The sequence below is a fragment of the Paraburkholderia sp. EB58 genome (assembly GCF_050436665.1).
In the GTDB taxonomy this organism is placed as follows: Bacteria; Pseudomonadota; Gammaproteobacteria; order Burkholderiales; family Burkholderiaceae; genus Paraburkholderia.
The window spans coordinates 84,880-101,728 of the sequence record NZ_JBNDMQ010000019.1 but is presented as its reverse complement, the minus strand read 5'-3'; the positions used below and the strand labels follow the sequence as shown (position 1 = coordinate 101,728).

At 64.1% G+C, this 16,849-nt stretch carries 11 protein-coding genes; 7 read left to right on the top strand and 4 right to left on the bottom strand.

Annotation, left to right across the window (positions count from 1 at the left end; all coding sequences use genetic code 11):
• Positions 1–217 precede the first annotated feature (217 nt).
• The 5 genes from apbC to P3T40_RS25850 all read left to right on the top strand — a co-directional run bounded on the left by apbC (position 218) and on the right by P3T40_RS25850 (position 5,935).
• Positions 218–1,306: an iron-sulfur cluster carrier protein ApbC gene (gene apbC / locus P3T40_RS25870; protein ID WP_429270546.1), complete on the top strand. Its 1,089-nt coding sequence runs from the start codon at positions 218–220 to the stop codon at positions 1,304–1,306.
• 119 nt (positions 1,307–1,425) lie between these two features.
• Positions 1,426–1,959 (top strand): superoxide dismutase family protein, encoded by a 534-nt coding sequence (locus tag P3T40_RS25865; protein WP_429270545.1) that lies wholly within the window; start codon positions 1,426–1,428, stop codon positions 1,957–1,959.
• A 317-nt stretch (positions 1,960–2,276) separates the two neighbouring features.
• A complete protein-coding gene (gene dcd, locus P3T40_RS25860; RefSeq protein ID WP_012432068.1) occupies positions 2,277–2,846 on the top strand; it encodes a dCTP deaminase in 570 nt (189 codons plus the stop codon).
• 87 nt (positions 2,847–2,933) lie between these two features.
• Positions 2,934–5,219 (top strand): Orn/Lys/Arg decarboxylase N-terminal domain-containing protein, encoded by a 2,286-nt coding sequence (locus P3T40_RS25855; protein WP_429270544.1) that lies wholly within the window; start codon positions 2,934–2,936, stop codon positions 5,217–5,219.
• Positions 5,220–5,221: 2 nt separating this feature from the next.
• Positions 5,222–5,935 (top strand): lysozyme inhibitor LprI family protein, encoded by a 714-nt coding sequence (locus P3T40_RS25850; RefSeq protein WP_429270543.1) that lies wholly within the window; start codon positions 5,222–5,224, stop codon positions 5,933–5,935.
• Between the two features lie 13 nt (positions 5,936–5,948).
• Here P3T40_RS25850 and P3T40_RS25845 read toward each other — a convergent pair whose 3' ends face one another.
• The 4 genes from P3T40_RS25845 to ppc form a co-directional block, all read right to left on the bottom strand.
• Positions 5,949–6,872 carry a bestrophin family protein gene (locus tag P3T40_RS25845; protein WP_429270542.1) on the bottom strand — a complete coding sequence of 308 codons (924 nt, stop codon included), beginning with the start codon at positions 6,870–6,872 and terminating at the stop codon, positions 5,949–5,951.
• A 710-nt stretch (positions 6,873–7,582) separates the two neighbouring features.
• Positions 7,583–8,989, bottom strand: a complete 1,407-nt coding sequence (argH, locus tag P3T40_RS25840; protein ID WP_429270541.1) for an argininosuccinate lyase — start codon at positions 8,987–8,989, stop codon at positions 7,583–7,585.
• A 178-nt stretch (positions 8,990–9,167) separates the two neighbouring features.
• Complete coding sequence (locus P3T40_RS25835; RefSeq protein WP_429270540.1) at positions 9,168–9,983, bottom strand: helix-turn-helix transcriptional regulator; 816 nt, start codon at positions 9,981–9,983, stop codon at positions 9,168–9,170.
• Between the two features lie 256 nt (positions 9,984–10,239).
• A complete protein-coding gene (gene ppc, locus P3T40_RS25830; protein ID WP_429270539.1) occupies positions 10,240–13,389 on the bottom strand; it encodes a phosphoenolpyruvate carboxylase in 3,150 nt (1,049 codons plus the stop codon).
• Positions 13,390–13,853: 464 nt separating this feature from the next.
• Between ppc and hemC the strand changes: the two genes are divergently transcribed.
• Both hemC and hemDX read left to right on the top strand, forming a co-directional pair.
• A complete protein-coding gene (gene hemC / locus P3T40_RS25825; RefSeq protein WP_429270538.1) occupies positions 13,854–14,837 on the top strand; it encodes a hydroxymethylbilane synthase in 984 nt (327 codons plus the stop codon).
• On the top strand, positions 14,837–16,849 hold the full coding sequence (gene hemDX / locus P3T40_RS25820) for a fused uroporphyrinogen-III synthase HemD/membrane protein HemX (protein WP_429270537.1): 2,013 nt from the start codon (positions 14,837–14,839) through the stop codon (positions 16,847–16,849). The genes hemC and hemDX overlap by 1 nt, the downstream gene beginning before the upstream one ends.

Genomic DNA, 16,849 nt, shown 5'->3' with positions numbered 1-16,849 from the left:
GGTCGACACAACGAAGAAGGGTCTTCCGGCAACGCCTGGCGCCAGCCACTACAATGATGACTGATGTAAGCAGCGATGCGACCCTCTGGCCTGCTGCTGCCGAAGGGTGCCCGGCAAGGCCGTTTTTCGCAATGTCGCATAACAATTTCTTTCAATTTGCGGACGGCGGCCGAAACTTCGATTCGGCCGCGCCGCAAGTGTTCCCTACGGAGTCTCAATGAGCATTGATCGGGCATTGGTCGACGCCGCCCTCGCGAATGTCGCTGACCCCAACACGGGCCGCCCGTTTGCGGCGGCGAAAAACCTCAAGAACATCGCCATTGATGGTGCCACGGTTAGCGTGGAAGTGGTACTCGGCTATCCGGCCAAACGCCAGTTTGAAGCGATCCGCACACTGGTCGGCGATGCGTTGCGCGCCGTGCCGGGTGTCGCCGAAGCGCGTGTGCAGGTGTCGCAGCAAGTCGCCGCGCATACCGTGCAGCGCGGCGTGAAATTGTTGCCGAACGTGAAGAACATCATCGCGGTGGCGTCGGGCAAGGGCGGGGTCGGCAAGAGCACGACCGCCGTCAACCTGGCGCTGGCGCTCGCGAGCGAAGGCGCGTCCGTCGGCATTCTGGACGCGGACATCTACGGTCCTTCGTTGCCCATGATGCTCGGTATCGAGGGCCGCCCCGAGTCACAGGACGGCCAGTCGATGAACCCGATGCGCGGCCATGGCATGCAGGCCAACTCGATCGGCTTTCTGATCGAGCAGGACAATCCGATGGTCTGGCGCGGCCCGATGGCCACTTCCGCGTTGGAACAGCTGCTGCGGCAGACGAACTGGGAAGATCTCGACTACCTGATCGTCGACATGCCACCGGGCACCGGCGACATCCAGCTCACGCTCTCGCAACGTGTGCCGGTGACGGGGGCGGTGATCGTCACGACGCCGCAGGACATTGCGCTGCTCGACGCGAAGAAGGGCCTCAAGATGTTCGAGAAGGTCGGCATTCCGATTCTCGGGATCGTCGAGAACATGGCCGTCCATATCTGCTCGAACTGCGGCCACGAAGAGCATATTTTCGGCGCGGGCGGTGGCGAGAGGATGGCTAAGGAATATGGCGTCGAGGTGCTCGGCAGCCTGCCGCTCGACATTGCCATCCGCGAACAGGCGGACTCCGGCCGTCCGACCGTGGTGGCCGATCCGGACGGGCGGATCGCGGAGATTTACCGCGAGATCGCGCGCAAGGTGGCGATCCATATCGCCGAGCGGGCCCGCGATATGACCTCGAAGTTTCCGAATATCGTTGTCCAGAACACCTAAGGAGCCGTCAGGGCGGCGGGCGAAGGCGTTGGAGACGCCTCCGCTCGCGGTATCATGTCGACTTCATCAGGTTCGGCTCGGCGACCGCAGGGGCGGCCGGCGGTCGACAAGAGGATCGCATGGGAAAACGAATCGACGGGCAGGCGGTGCATGCGTTCATCGTCCTGGCTGCCAGCTGTCTGCTGTTATGCGGCTGCACTACATTCCTGAGACCACAGGAGAAACGCGCCGAGGCACAACTGGTGCCGGCCGTGGGGAGCCAGACGCGCGGCCTGGTGACCTTCATCGAGCGCTCGGATGGCGTGCAGGTGACCTACAACCTTTCCGGCTTGCCACCCGATAGCGACCACGCGCTGCAGGTACACGAGCGTGGCGACTGCAATTCGGCAGACGGCTCGAGCCTCGGCCCGATCTTCGCGCCGGCAGCCGAGCGGCTGAAGATGGGCGCGCGGGTCGAAGGCGACCTCGGCAATATTCACGCGGATTCGAACGGCGTGGCCACGGGCTTTATCGTGGCGCCTGACGTTTCGCTTGACGGTATCCGTTCGGTATTGCAGCGCGCGGTCGTCGTGCATCGCGACGCCTCCGACCCCTATGCCTGGCCGCAACACGGCGCGGGTGTGCCGCTCGCCTGTGGTGTGATTCGCCAGTAATGCCAGGCTGCGGCGTGGTGGCGCAGGATGCGCCCGGGCCGGGTCGAAAAGACCAGGATACTGCGCTGCAACAAAGCCGCGCTTGCTCCCGTCAAATGCACACGCAGCCCAACTTCGCGGCGTCCGGCGGTCTTTCCGCTGTGCCGTGAGCCTATGGTGGCCACATCGTGGTCGTACCTTGGCGGCCCATATTTGCCGCAGTTGCGGCAGCATCGCGCTGATCGCGTAAAATAAGCGCCTTTCGTCCGGCAGCACGCGGCCCTACGGGCCTCGGCCGGATTTTCATCCGTCTTTCATTCGTCACGCAGCGTTCAACTATGACCATCAAATCCGACAAGTGGATCCGCCGCATGGCGGCGTCGCACAACATGATCGAGCCGTTCGCGCCCGATCAGGTGCGCGTCTCCGAGGACGGCCGGAAGATCGTCAGCTACGGCACGTCGAGCTATGGCTACGACATTCGCTGCGCCGACGAATTCAAGATCTTCACGAATATCAACTCGACCATCGTCGATCCGAAGAACTTTGACGAGAAGTCCTTTGTCGATTTCAAGGGTGACGTCTGCATCATCCCGCCGAACTCGTTCGCTCTCGCGCGCACGGTCGAGTATTTCCGCATTCCGCGCAGCGTGCTGACGGTGTGTCTGGGCAAATCGACCTATGCGCGTTGCGGGATCATCGTCAACGTGACCCCGTTCGAACCCGAGTGGGAAGGGCATGTCACGCTGGAATTCTCAAATACGACACCTTTGCCTGCGAAAATCTACGCGAACGAAGGCGTCGCCCAGGTGCTGTTTTTCGAAAGCGACGAAATTTGTGAGACGTCGTACGCGGATCGCGGCGGCAAATATCAAGGTCAGCACGGCGTGACGTTGCCCAAAACGTGACGCTCGCAGCGCACTGACCCACCCGGAAATACAGGTGACCGCTGCACTTTACAAAAGTCAGCGGTCGTTCCTTTTGGAGAATCGCCCATGAAGTTTCGTTTTCCCGTCGTCATCATTGACGAAGATTTCCGCTCCGAGAACATCTCGGGTTCCGGCATCCGGGCTCTCGCCGAAGCAATCGAGAAAGAAGGCGCGGAAGTGCTCGGGCTGACGAGCTATGGCGATCTGACCTCCTTCGCGCAGCAGTCGAGCCGTGCGTCGTGCTTCATCCTCTCGATCGACGATGATGAACTGCTGCCGTATGTCGATAACGTCGCGGTCGAGGGCGAGACGCCCGAGCTGGCCGCCGCGATCGTTGCACTGCGCGCGTTCGTGACCGAAGTGCGCCGCCGCAACGCCGACATTCCGATCTTCCTGTACGGCGAGACGCGCACCTCGCGCCACCTGCCCAACGACATCCTGCGCGAGCTGCACGGCTTCATTCACATGTTCGAGGACACGCCGGAGTTCGTCGCGCGCCATATCATCCGTGAGACCAAGGTGTACCTGGATTCGCTCGCGCCGCCGTTCTTCAAGGAGCTGGTGCAGTACGCGGACGAAGGCTCGTATTCGTGGCACTGCCCGGGGCACTCGGGTGGCGTGGCGTTCCTGAAGAGCCCGCTCGGCCAGATGTTCCATCAGTTCTTCGGCGAGAACATGCTGCGTGCGGACGTGTGTAACGCCGTCGACGAACTCGGCCAGTTGCTCGATCACACCGGCCCGGTGGCCGCGTCCGAGCGCAATGCAGCGCGCATTTTCAGCGCTGACCACGTGTTCTTCGTGACCAACGGCACGTCGACCTCGAACAAGATCGTCTGGCACGGCACGGTTGCGCCGGGCGACATCGTGCTGGTGGACCGCAACTGCCACAAGTCGATCCTGCACGCCATCACGATGACCGGCTCGATTCCGGTGTTCCTCACGCCGACGCGCAACAACTTCGGCATCATCGGCCCGATTCCGCGTAGCGAGTTCGAGCCGGAGAACATCAAGAAGAAGATCCTGGCGAATCCGTTCGCCCGCGAAGCGCTGGCGAAGAATCCGGATCTCAAGCCGCGCATCCTGACCATCACCCAAAGCACGTACGACGGCGTGATCTACAACGTCGAGATGATCAAGGAGATGCTGGGCGACTGGCTCGACACGCTGCACTTCGACGAAGCGTGGCTGCCGCACGCCGAGTTCCACGAGTTCTATCAGGATATGCACGCCATTGGCGCGGGCCGTCCGCGCATCGGCGCGCTGGTGTTCGCCACGCACTCGACGCACAAGCTGCTGGCCGGCATTTCGCAGGCTTCGCAGATCGTCGTGCAGGACTCAAAAAACAGCCGCTTCGACAAGCACCGCTTCAACGAAGCGTATCTGATGCATACCTCAACGAGCCCGCAGTACGCGATCATCGCCTCGTGCGACGTGGCCGCAGCGATGATGGAAGCGCCGGGCGGCACCGCGCTGGTGGAGGAGTCGATCGCCGAGGCGCTCGATTTCCGCCGCGCGATGCGCAAGGTCGACGACGAATACGTCGACGACTGGTTCTTCAAGGTGTGGGGTCCGGAGGAGTTCGCGGAAGAAGGCATCGGTTCGCGCGAAGACTGGATGCTGCGTCCGAACGACGCGTGGCACGGCTTCGGCCCGCTTGCCGAAGGCTTCAACATGCTCGACCCGATCAAGGCGACCATCGTGACGCCGGGTCTGGACATGGACGGTGGTTTCGGCGAGTCCGGCATTCCGGCTGCGATCGTCACGAAGTACCTGGCCGAGCACGGCATCATCGTCGAGAAGACCGGGCTGTATTCGTTCTTCATCATGTTCACGATCGGCATTACGAAGGGCCGCTGGAACTCGATGGTGACCGAGCTGCAGCAGTTCAAGGACGACTATGACAACAACCAGCCGCTGTGGCGCGTGTTGCCGGAGTTCGTCTCGCATCATCCGATGTACGAGCGGGTCGGCCTGCGCGATCTGTGCGAGCAGATCCATAGCGTGTACCGTGCCAACGACATTGCACGCCTGACCACCGAGATGTACCTGTCGAGCATGGAACCGGCCATGAAGCCGTCCGACGCGTTCGCCAAGCTCGCGCACCGCGAGATCGACCGGGTACCGATCGACGAACTCGAAGGCCGCGTCACGTCGATCCTGCTCACGCCGTATCCGCCGGGCATTCCGCTGCTGATTCCGGGCGAGCGTTTCAACAAGACGATCGTCAACTACCTGCGCTTTGCGCGTGAGTTCAACGAACGCTTCCCGGGCTTCCATACGGATATCCACGGTCTGGTGGGCGAGACGATCAACGGTCGCATCGAGTACTTCGTCGATTGCGTGCGCGGCTGAAGATGGGACGGTTGCAACGGATCGGCGGCGCCTGGCTGTTGGCCGCCGCCGTGGTGCTGACGATCGCGTCGACGGCGACGTCCAGCGCACGCGCCGAAGTGGCCGCGGCCGATCCGATCGACGCGGCGATGCGCGCGTGTCTGGCGCGCAGCGACATGTCGTCGACGGCTGGCCAGTTGCAGTGCATGGAGACGGCCCGCCTTGGCTGGCAGGCCGCTGTGAACACGGCATGGCAGCAACTGCTGGCGAAGGTGCCGCCGGCGCGGCGCAAGCCGTGGGAAGATGCCCGGACGCGCTGGCAGGCGTCGCGTGATGCGCAGGCGCCCTTGCTCGACGCGGTCTTTGCGACGCGGCAAGGCGCGATGTACCAGTTGGCCGAGGCCGACATGCAACTGCAGCCGGTGCGCGATCGCGCGCTGTCCCTGCGCAGCGCGGTGGCGGGAGCGGCAACCGGCGCTGCCGCCCCGGTTCGCCCACGCCCCTGCACCGCGGATGCGCTGTGTGAACACGCGACGTTCGACCTGAACCGCTACTACCGCCGGTTGCAGACGAAAATGCCGGCGCGTGCCCGTCCTACTCTCGTGCGAGCGCAGCGGGCATGGACTGCCTATCTGGACGCAGCGAGCGCAGTGACAGACGAAGCCGGACGGGTCGATATCATTGGCGCGCGGGTCGCGACGCTCAAGCGTTTGTCCGAGACGATCGGTAACGGCTGAGGCGGGCGCGTCATCAATTGACCAGGAACTGCTCTTCTTCCGGACCGGGGATGGCGAGGGCGGATTCGCCGATCAGATCGCGCATGGCGTCTTCGATATAGACGGACATCATGTTGAGGGCGAGGTCGTTTTCGTCGGTGCCGAAGGGGTCTTCGAGCTGGGAGGCGATGGCCTCGTGGGCCATGAAGGTGTACGCGACGAAGACCGAGAAGACGGGCGTAAAGAAGCCGGTGTTCTCGACGAGTCCAAACGGCAGCGTCGCACAGAAGAAGTAGACGGTACGGTGAATCATCACCGAGTAGGCAAATGGCAGCGGCGTAGAACCGATACGCTCGCATCCGCCGATGACATCCGACAGCGAATTCAGATTGCGATCGAAGGCGAGCACGGCCATTGGGTCGAGCGCGCCTGCGCGCGACTGGCGCTGCACCCATTCGCCGAGGACCAGCATGAGTGTGGTGGGGCGATAGCGCGATGCCATGACGCGGTCGAGCAACGGTGCGGGCAGGTGCGCGGCGAGGTCTTCGCGGGGATCCGTTTTGCGGAGTTGGTGACGCAGCGCGTGGGGCAGGGCGCTGAGCACGTGGATGAATTCGTTGACGTCGTCTTCGATGAGGGACTCACGGGGCAGGGTGAGGGCCTGACGGGTCATGGAGCGCGCGTCGTTGAGGAGTCGTCCCCAGAGTTTGCGGGCTTCCCACCAGCGGTCGTAGCTGGCGTTGTTGCGGAAACCGAGGAAGACGGCGAGCGCGATGCCGATGAGGGAGAAGGGGGTGGTGCTGAGGTTGACGGTGATTTTCAGGAAGTGTTCGTGGACGGCCACCGCGACGATGGAGATGCAGAAGATCAGGAATAAGCGCGGTAGTAAGCGCGGCAGGACGGAGCCGCGCCAGGCTAACAACATGCGGAACCAGTGGAGGTGGGGGCGGATGATCATTGCTGGGCGCTTTTTTTTTGACCTTCGGTCGGTGGGGGTATTATCGCTCCAGTGGTGGTTGTTTTGCCTTGCGGCGGTTTGGTGGTTTGCTTACGGCGTTGGCCTTTCCTTGCTGTCTTATCGGTCTATTAGGTTCGCCCCTGTGCGGGGCGGCACCTACTTTCTTTGCCGCCGCAAAGAAAGTAGGCAAAGAAAGCGGGCTGCAACCGCCAGCCGGTAGTGAGCCGGTAGTGAGCCATCTCGGTCATCCCCCGGGAACGGCCCAACACGAGACCTGCCCTCGCGTCACCTACGTTCGTGACAAAGCACTCATCCGTTCCTGCGTTGCGTTGCGCTGCGCGCCCCGCCGTCGGGCATAACGCCTTCTGCGAGTTGTGTAGGTATTCTAACTATTTTGGCTTGCCCGCATTCCCGTGTGGACCCATCCGCGACGCACGTCGTGCGGAGTGGGGTGGATGAGTGCTGTGTCACTAACGCGGGAAATGCGAGGGCGGGTCTCGTCTTGGGCCGTTCCCGGTAGCCGGTTGAGATGGCTCACTACGGGCTGGCGGTGTGAGCCCGCTTTCTTTGCCTACTTTCTTTGCGGCGGCAAAGAAAGTAGGTGCCGCCCCGCACAGGGGCGAAGCTAATAGACCGATATCAAATCAAGGAAAGGCCAACGCCGTAGGCAAACAGCGCATACCAAGGCGCCGCAGGCAAAAAGCCCAGCCTTACTTCAGAGCCGCCCGCGCAGCGGCAACAGCCAGCCGAACCTGCTCAGGCGCGGTCCCACCTGGATGATTCCGGCTAGCCACGGACCCCTCTAGCGTCAAATACTCAAACACATCCTCGCCAATAAGATGCGCCACATTCGGCAATTCAGCCCGCATCTCATCGAGCGAAAGATCAGCCAAATCGCAATTGCGATCAACACAAACCCTTACTGCATGTGCCACCGCCTCATGCGCATCCCGAAACGGCAACCCACGCTTGACCAGATAATCAGCCAGATCGGTAGCAGTCGAAAACCCCTGCAACGCCGCAGCCCGCATAGCCTGCGGCTTAACCGTTATCCCCGCCACCATCTCAGCAAAAATCCGCAACGTATCCGCCACCGTATCCACGGTGTCGAACAGCGGTTCCTTGTCTTCCTGATTGTCCTTGTTGTACGCCAGCGGCTGACCCTTCATCAACGTCAGCAATGCCATCAAATGCCCATTCACGCGCCCCGTCTTGCCGCGCGCCAGTTCCGGTACGTCCGGGTTCTTCTTCTGCGGCATGATCGACGAGCCCGTGCAGAAGCGGTCCGCCAGATCGATGAAGCCCACCCGCGGGCTCATCCACAGCACCAGTTCTTCCGAGAAACGCGACACGTGCGTCATCACCAGCGCCGACGCCGCCGTGAATTCAATCGCAAAGTCGCGATCCGATACCGCGTCCAGCGAATTCGCGCAAATGCCGTCGAAGCCCAATGTCTTTGCCACCGCATGACGGTCGATCGGGTAGCTCGTGCCCGCCAGTGCCGCCGCGCCCAGCGGCAGACGGTTCACGCGCGTGCGGCAGTCGCGCATGCGCTCGGCGTCGCGCGTGAACATCTCCACGTACGCCAGCAGGTGGTGGCCAAACGTCACCGGCTGTGCCACCTGCAAATGCGTGAAGCCCGGCATGATCGTTTCGGCGTTTTGTTCAGCCAGATCGATCAGCGCACTGCGCAGATCCTTCAGCAAGCCGACAATCCGGTCGATTTCGCCGCGCAGCCACAAACGGATGTCCGTCGCCACCTGGTCGTTGCGCGAGCGGCCCGTATGCAGGCGCTTGCCCGCGTCGCCGATCAGCGCCGTCAGGCGCGCTTCGATGTTCAGGTGCACGTCTTCCAGATCGAGTTGCCACTCGAACTCGCCACGCTCGATTTCGCCCTTGATCTGTGCCATGCCGCGCTGGATGGCCGCGAGGTCGTCAGCGCCGATGATCTTCTGCGCAGCCAGCATCGCGGCGTGCGCGAGCGAGCCCTCAATGTCGACGAGCGCCAGTCGCTTGTCGAAGAAAACCGACGACGTGTAGCGTTTGACGAGCTCCGACATCGGCTCCGAGAAGCGAGCCGACCAGGCTTCGCCTTTTTTGTGCAGTTGGGACGTCATGGTGTTGGGGCAGTGAACGTGCAGTGAAGAGGCCATCGGCAGTGCAGACGTCGCCGATGCGAACAAGACAGCGATTTTAACATCCGGGAGCAACCGGCTAGGTGGCCGCCGCGTTGCCACGTCGGCGCGGCATAAGCGGGCCTGCAGGTGACCCGTGAGTGGACCTGCAAGCGCGCCGCTATTCCCGCACCAGCACCACCAGCTTCAGATCTTCCCGATGCGCCGGTTTGAACGTGATCTGGTCGTACACTACCCGCCCGTCGCGCGGATGGTTGAATTCGCGCCGGCCGCCTTCGCGCTCGCCCACGTCCTGCGACGCCCAGAAGCGCGCAAACGCGTCGCTCGTGCTCGTCAGCGTATCGATCAGGCCCCGCGTGGGCGCGTCCGTCAGGTGCCGGATCGAGTCGGCGCGAAACTCGGCGGCGAGCCGCCGCGCCCGCGTCTCCCAGTCGACGATCAGTTCGCGCGCCGTCGGCTCCGTAAAGGTGAAGCGCAGCAGATTGCGGTCGTGGCTGCCGTCGAGCCAGCCCACGAACAGGTCCGCCGCGCGCTCGTTCCAGGCCAGCGCGTTCCACTGCCGGTCCAGCACATAAGCGGGCGCGTTCACGAGTTGCACCGTTTCGAGCAGCGTCGCGGGGGCGTCGGCGGCGGCCGGGTCGGGCTCGGCCGGGTCGCGCTGCGCCGCCAGTTCGAACAGATAGGCGCGCTCGGCGCGCGATAGTTGCAGCGCGACGGCAATCCTTGCCAGTGCGTCGGCGGACGCCGACACCGGCCGGCCTTGCTCGATCCATGTGTACCAGGTGGGGCTGACACCGCACAACTGTGCGACTTCCTCGCGCCGCAGACCCGGTGTGCGCCGGCGCGGGCCGGGTGGCAAACCAACCGCCGCTGGCGACAGCCGCTCACGATGCGCGCGGATGAAATCGCCCAGCGCGTGCGCGGGCGTCGCATCGAGCGGAGGCGGGGAGGAATCGGCGGGGGATGGCGTGCTCATCGTGTTAGCAAAGGGAGGTGTCGGCGATACCAGAATAATTGTTCGGCCTGTACTGGTACAAGGCGGTCTCTATTGTAGCGGCAGGAACCGCGTATGCACACGCCCCCGCTGCGCGTGGCCGCGCTCCGCTTGCTGTGGACGAGCCCGCAAAACAAAGCGCCCCGTATTGCTGTGCAGTACGGAGCGCTTCGGGTATGCCGCTCAGAAACTCATTCGCGCTGGCGACGAACGAATTCGCCCCTGCGTCAATCCAGCATCAGCCGGTATTACGCAAGCCCGCCGCAATCCCGTTGATGGTCAGATGAATCCCGCGGTTCAAGCGGACGTTCGTCTCGCCCGCACGGTGGCGCTTGAGCAGTTCCACCTGCAAGTGATTCAGCGGATCGAGGTACGGGAAGCGGTTCTTGATCGAACGCGCCAGCAGCGGGTTATCCGCAAGCCGTTCGGTCTTGCCGGTGATTTCAGACAGCACCTTCGACGTGCGCTCCCATTCGGCCACGATGCGCTCGAACACATGCTTGCGCAGTTTCTTGTCGGTCACGAGCGCGGCGTAGCGCGACGCGACCGCGAGGTCCGTCTTCGCCAGCACCATGTCCATGTTCGATAGCAGGTTCGAGAAGAACGGCCACGTCTTGTGCATCTTCTTCAATAGCGCAAGGCGGCGGGCACGCTCGGCATCCGAGGGCGCGTTGTCCAGATGGGCGGCCACTGCGCTGCCGAAGCCATACCAGCCGGTGAGCAACAGACGGCATTGGCCCCACGAGAAACCCCATGGAATCGCGCGCAGATCTTCGATCTTGCGCTGCTTCGGATCCTGCAGCTTGCGCGAAGCCGGACGGCTGCCGATGTTCAGTTCGGCGATCTCCGAGATCGGCGTAGATTCGAAGAAATACTCCTTGAACCCCGGCGTTTCGTAGACCAGCGCGCGGTACGACGCCATCGCCGCGTCCGACAATTGCTGCATGGTTTCCTCGAAGACCGGCAGTTGCGCGGGCGTGTTGCCGTGCGGCAGCAGCGAGGCTTCGAGCGTCGCGGCGACCACGGTTTCAAGGTTGCGCCGGCCGATTTCCGGATTGCCAAACTTGCTGGCAATCACTTCTCCCTGTTCGGTCAGGCGGATCTGGCCGTCTACCGTGCCCGGCGGTTGCGACAGGATGGCCTGATAGGTCGGGCCGCCGCCGCGTCCGACTGTGCCTCCGCGGCCGTGGAACAGTCGCAGCGTCACGCCGCGTTCGTTGAAGAGCGACACCAGTGCGAGTTCGGCGCGGTACAGCTCCCAGTTCGAGGTGAGGAAGCCGCCGTCCTTGTTGCTGTCCGAATAGCCGAGCATGACTTCCTGCTCGCCGCCCTGGTGTTCGATCAGCGAGTCGACCCCTGGCAGTGCGATCAGGTCGCGCATGATGTGCGGCGCGTTTTGCAGGTCGGGGATCGTCTCGAACAGCGGGATCACCATCAAGCCGGCCTTGGCCGGGTTGTGTGGGTCGCCGAGGAGTCCGTCGAGCAGGCCGGTTTCCTTTTGCAGCAACATCACTTCCACCAGATCGCTGACGGTTTCCGTGTGCGAGATGATGTAGTTGCGTACGGCGCGCGCGCCGAACTTCTCGCGCGTCACGCGGGCGGCTTCGAGCACGCCCAGTTCGCTTTTCACGAGCTCCGAGTAGTCGAGATACGGCGAGCGCAATAGCCGCGGCTGTGCGAGTTCGGCCAGCAGCACGCGCAGCTTGTCGGCTTCGGACAGGCCGGCGTAATCCTCTTCGACACCGGCGAGCTTGAGCAACTCGGCGATCACCGCTTCGTGAATGTCCGAGCTTTGCCGCAAGTCGATGCTGGCGAGGTGGAAGCCGAACACTTCGGCGGCGCGCGCGAGCGGCGACAGACGTGGGCTCGCCAGCGACGCGCCATGGTGCTCGGCAAGCGAATCGATCAGCACATGCAGGTCGCGCGCGAACGCGTCGGCGTCCTCGTAAGGCTGGGCGCGCACCGGTGCCGCGCCGCGCCCGGCGCTGCGCAACGGCACCGCGCCTTCGCCGAGCCGCACGCGCGAGCTTGCCGCGAGCCGCGTATAGATGCCGATCAGCGCACGACGATACGGCTCATCGACGCGGTGCGGCGACTGGTCTGGCGACGCAGCCGCCAGCTCCTTCACGGCATCGCTCGCGCCCGTCAGCAGGTTCGACACAGAGAGCTCGGCGCCGAGCTTGTGCACCTGCTCCAGATAATGTTCGAAGATCACCGCGGCCTGGCGCGTGATCGCTTCTTCCAGCGTGGCAGCGGTCACGTTCGGGTTGCCGTCGCGATCGCCGCCAATCCAGCTGCCCATCTGGAAGAACGCCGGCAGCCGGGCGACAAGACCATGCTCGACCAGTGCAGCCTCGATATCCGCATACAGGGCGGGGATTTCTTCGAGGAAGGTCGCGCGGTAGTACGACAGCGCGTTCTCGATTTCATCAGCCACCGTCAGGCGCGCATCGCGCAGCATCCGCGTTTGCCACAGCGAGGTGACGCGGGCACGCAGCATGGCTTCGTTGTGCGCGCGCTCGCGGTCGGTGAGCTGCTGATCACGTTCGGCAAGCAGGCGGGCGATGTCGTGCTGGGCATCCAGAATGCTCTTGCGCTGCACTTCGGTTGGGTGCGCGGTGAGCACCGGGACGATCAGCGCCTCGTTAAAGAACTGCTGCAAGACCGGCGTGGCGGCCGCATTGGCTTCCATCAGCCGTTCGAGCGCGTAGGCAATCGTGCCGGCCTGCGCGGCCGATCCGGCCAGCGCGTGGATGCGGTGGCGGCGATTGCGATGACGGTCTTCGGCGATGTTCGCCAGATGCGAAAAATAGCTGAACGCCCGCACGACGCTCACGGTCTGCTCGGGGCTCAGCGAGCGCAGCTTCTTGTCGAGCGTCTGCGCGGCGCTGCTGTCGTCTTCGCGGCGAAACCGCACGGCGTTCTGGCGGATTGTCTCGACCACGTCGAACACCTCGTCGCCTTCCTGCTCGCGTACCACGTCGCCGAGCAGCCGTCCCAGATAACGGATGTCCTGGAAGAGCGGCTGGTCTTTGTCCTCGCGTGTGCGGCTGCCGGCTTTTGGCGCGGGCGCGGCTGCCTCTTTCGACACTGCATGCAGGACCGTTTCTGCCGTGCCGTTGCTGGCAGGCTTGGCATTGGACCCGGTCTTCGCGGACTTGCCCGGTTTCACGGCGCTGACCGCCTTGTCTGCCTTGCCAGCCTTGGCTGGCTTATCTGCCTTGGCCGTCTTGGTGGACTGTTTGGACTTCGCCGGGCTGGCGGCGCTGCGTTTGGACAAGGCGCTGGACGTGGCCGGTGCGGTAGGGGTGACTACGGGCGCACCCGCAGAACCGTTGAGCGATGCAGTGTTGCGGCGGGCAGGGCGCGCCGATCCGGAAGACGTCACGATGGGTTTCCTCAGGGAAGCCAGGGTCTATAGAGAGATGGACTGCTACTACATGAACGCTGCGCACGAACTGCGCATGTACTGCGATGCACGACGTTTGCGCTGTCAGCCACGCGGCATCAGCCACCCGGCGAACAGCACGGGAACAACGGGACCGGCGAGAGCGGCAATGAGCGGTAACCTACACTGCCAGCAGCACGTGGGAGAGGAGAGGCCCTCAGTGTTGTCGCGCGGTACGTCGCATTGCATCATCCCGCATGATGCCGTCCGGCGCGCGAACGATCGTGCGTGAAAGGCGGCACGGCGCGGCGGCACAGCGATGGGGTTGAAGTCTTGCGGGTACCCGGAGCGGGCCTGTCTCCTCCAACGGTGGCACGCCAGCGTAGCCATCAGGCCGATAAAGCAAGGCTGGAGCGCGTGCTAACATTGTTTGTTATTACCTCCCGTTATCCAGTGACCTTGCAATGAATTCCGAGACGCTTTCGGCACCACCGCCCTCTACCCTGGTCATCGCTTCGCGGGAAAGCCGCCTTGCGATGTGGCAGGCCGAACACGTGCGGTGTGCGCTGCACAAATTATATCCATCTTGTGACGTAAAAATCCTCGGGATGACGACACGTGGCGATCAAATTCTCGATCGCACGCTATCGAAGGTCGGCGGCAAGGGCCTGTTCGTGAAGGAACTGGAGAACGCGCTGGCCGAAGGCCGCGCCGATCTGGCCGTTCATTCGCTCAAAGACGTGCCCATGGAGTTGCCGCCGGGCTTCACGCTGTCCACCATCATGGAGCGCGAAGACCCGCGCGATGCGTTCGTCTCGAACGCCTACGATTCGCTCGCCGCGCTGCCCGCGGGCAGCGTGGTCGGCACCTCCAGCCTGCGCCGCGAGGCGATGCTGCGTGTGCGTTATCCGCAACTCGTTGTGCAACCGTTGCGCGGCAATCTGGATACGCGGCTCGCGAAGCTCGATCGCGGCGACTACGCGGCGATCATTCTGGCCGCGGCCGGTCTCAAGCGTCTGGGCCTGGGCGACCGGATCCGCGCCCATCTCGATCCGGACGACAGTTTGCCGGCCGCCGGACAGGGCGCGCTCGGCATCGAGATCCGCGCGGGGCGCCCTGAGCTGGAAGCGTGGCTTGCGCCGCTGCATCATGAGCACACGGCAGCCGCCGTCGAGGCGGAGCGGATGGTGTCGCGGGCGCTGGGCGGCAGTTGCGAAGTGCCGCTGGCGGCCTACGCCACCTGGCACGACGGCGCGCTGCATCTGCGCGGCATCGTGGCGACGCCGGATGGCCAGCGCGTGCTGAGCGCGCAGGCCTCGGCGCCCGCGCCGACGGTCGAACGGGCCCTGCAATTGGGCCGCGAGGTGGCGAACGCGCTCGAAAGCCAGGGCGCACTTGAAATCGTCCGCGCGCTCAGCACGGCGAGCGGTCCGGCGACTGGCGCGTGATGGCGGCACAGGCAGGCGTCAACTCATCCCCCCACTCGAACGGCCAGGCGCCGTATACGGCCGTGATCACGCGTCCGGCGGGCCAGTCGGAGGCGCTCGCGGCGCAACTGGCAGTGGCCGGTATCGCCACGCTCGACTTTCCGCTGATCGAAATTGCGCCTGCCGACGACGTGGCGCCGCTGCATGCTGCGTTGGGCGCGCTCGAACGTTATGCGCTCGTGGTGTTCGTCTCGCCCAATGCGGTCGATTACGCGTTTGGCCAGTTCGGCGCGATCTGGCCGCATGCGCTGCCGGTCGGCGTAGTGGGGCCGGGCAGTGTTGCGGCGCTCGCACGTCACGGCGTCGAAGCGCCGGCGTACCGGGTGATCAGCCCGTCGGCCGCGGCGGACGACGAGTCCGCGCGCTTCGACTCCGAGGCGCTCTTCGCGGCCATCGACGCGTCGCTTGGTGCGACCTCGCTCGAAGGCAAGCGCGTGCTGATCGTGCGCGGCGACGGCGGCCGCGAGTGGCTGGCCGAGCGGCTGCGTGAAGCGGGCGTCGAGGTGGAAACCGTGGCGGCCTACCGGCGCCTCGTGCCGGAGCCGTCAATCGGCGCGTGGACGCGCGTGCATGCGTTGCTGGCGGGCGAGCCGCACGCGTGGCTCGTCACCAGTTCCGAGGGCGTACGCAATCTGGATGAGCTGGCGCGCGAGCACCTGAACCCCGTCGAAATCGCGCAACTGAAGCGCGCCACGCTTGTCACGCCACATCCACGTATCGCGCAGACCGCGCGGGGACTGGGTTTTGATAGCATTACGGTGTCCGGTGCGGGCGATGAGCGCATTGCCCGTGCCTTGCTTGCTGCCGTACCTCCCGTTGTTCAACCGGTACCGACCAACCCGGCTCAATCACGCATGACAGAAACGAACGCTTCCACGAACGCTTCACCCCAGCCGGCTGCGACCACAGCGTTGCCGCCCAATCCCCCCTTCACGCCCTACGAAGCGCAACAGCCGCGCCGCAGTGCGGGCGGACCGCTGCTGTGGTTTGTCGTCGTGATCGTTGCTTGTGCAGCCGTGGCCGGCGGCATTGCGCTCAATCGCAAGGTCATCCGTCTCGATCAGCAGTTGTCCCAGCGCCAGCAAGCCAACGACGCGCAAACCGCTGCACTCGCCGTGAAGACCGACCAGGCGGTGGCGACCGTGCATGGGATCGATTCGCAGATGTCGCAGCTCGAAGGCAAGCTGACCGATGCGCAACAGGCCCAGCAGGCGCTGCAACAGCAATACGCCGACCTCGCGCGCAATCGCGACGACTGGACCCTCGCCGAAGTGGCGCAGATGCTCTCGAGCGCGAGCCAGCAACTGGAACTGACGGGTAATACGCAGCTCGCGCTGTTCGCGCTGCAAAGTGCCGACACGCGTCTGGCTGCGTCGGACAGTCCCCAGGCGTTGGCGGTGCGCAAGGCGATTGCACAGGACATCGACAAGCTGAAGTCGGCGCCGTCCACCGATCTGACGGGCCTCGCCATCAAGCTCGACAACGCGATCGACCAGGTCGACTCGCTGCCGCTCAACGGCGAAGCGATCACCGCGCACACCGTACCGCATGCCGCTACGCCGGCTGATAGCGCGCAGGTGGCGGCGGCTACCGGAGAGCCGCGCTGGAAGGTGTGGTGGCAGGCGTTCTCGGCGGGCATCGCCCAGCAACTGACGAGCCTCGTGCAGGTGCGCCGCATCGACAACGCCGACGCGATGTTGATCACGCCCGACGAGGGCTACTTCGTGCGCGAAAACCTGAAGCTGCGTCTGCTGTCGGCGCGCTTGGCCCTGCTGTCGCGCAACCAGACCACGCTGAAGTCCGATCTGCACGCGGCTGACGCGGCACTCGAGCGCTATTTCGACAACGCGTCGAAACGCACGCAGACCGTGCGCGGGCTGGTGAAGGACGTGGACGATGGCTCGGCGGCCGTTGAAGTGCCGAACCTGAATACGAGCCTGCAGGCCGTCAATCAATACCGGAGCCGGGGTTAA

What these genes read in the sequence shown, in the direction of transcription:
- P3T40_RS25850 (WP_429270543.1), top strand. Translation starts at nt 5,222, where the DNA reads ATGGGACGGTTGCAACGGATCGGCGGCGCCTGGCTGTTGGCCGCCGCC.
- hemC (WP_429270538.1), top strand. Translation starts at nt 13,854, where the DNA reads ATGAATTCCGAGACGCTTTCGGCACCACCGCCCTCTACCCTGGTCATC.
- P3T40_RS25865 (WP_429270545.1), top strand. Translation starts at nt 1,426, where the DNA reads ATGGGAAAACGAATCGACGGGCAGGCGGTGCATGCGTTCATCGTCCTG.
- hemDX (WP_429270537.1), top strand. Translation starts at nt 14,837, where the DNA reads ATGGCGGCACAGGCAGGCGTCAACTCATCCCCCCACTCGAACGGCCAG.
- apbC (WP_429270546.1), top strand. Translation starts at nt 218, where the DNA reads ATGAGCATTGATCGGGCATTGGTCGACGCCGCCCTCGCGAATGTCGCT.
- P3T40_RS25835 (WP_429270540.1), bottom strand. Translation starts at nt 9,983, where the DNA reads ATGAGCACGCCATCCCCCGCCGATTCCTCCCCGCCTCCGCTCGATGCG.
- argH (WP_429270541.1), bottom strand. Translation starts at nt 8,989, where the DNA reads ATGACGTCCCAACTGCACAAAAAAGGCGAAGCCTGGTCGGCTCGCTTC.
- dcd (WP_012432068.1), top strand. Translation starts at nt 2,277, where the DNA reads ATGACCATCAAATCCGACAAGTGGATCCGCCGCATGGCGGCGTCGCAC.
- P3T40_RS25855 (WP_429270544.1), top strand. Translation starts at nt 2,934, where the DNA reads ATGAAGTTTCGTTTTCCCGTCGTCATCATTGACGAAGATTTCCGCTCC.
- P3T40_RS25845 (WP_429270542.1), bottom strand. Translation starts at nt 6,872, where the DNA reads ATGATCATCCGCCCCCACCTCCACTGGTTCCGCATGTTGTTAGCCTGG.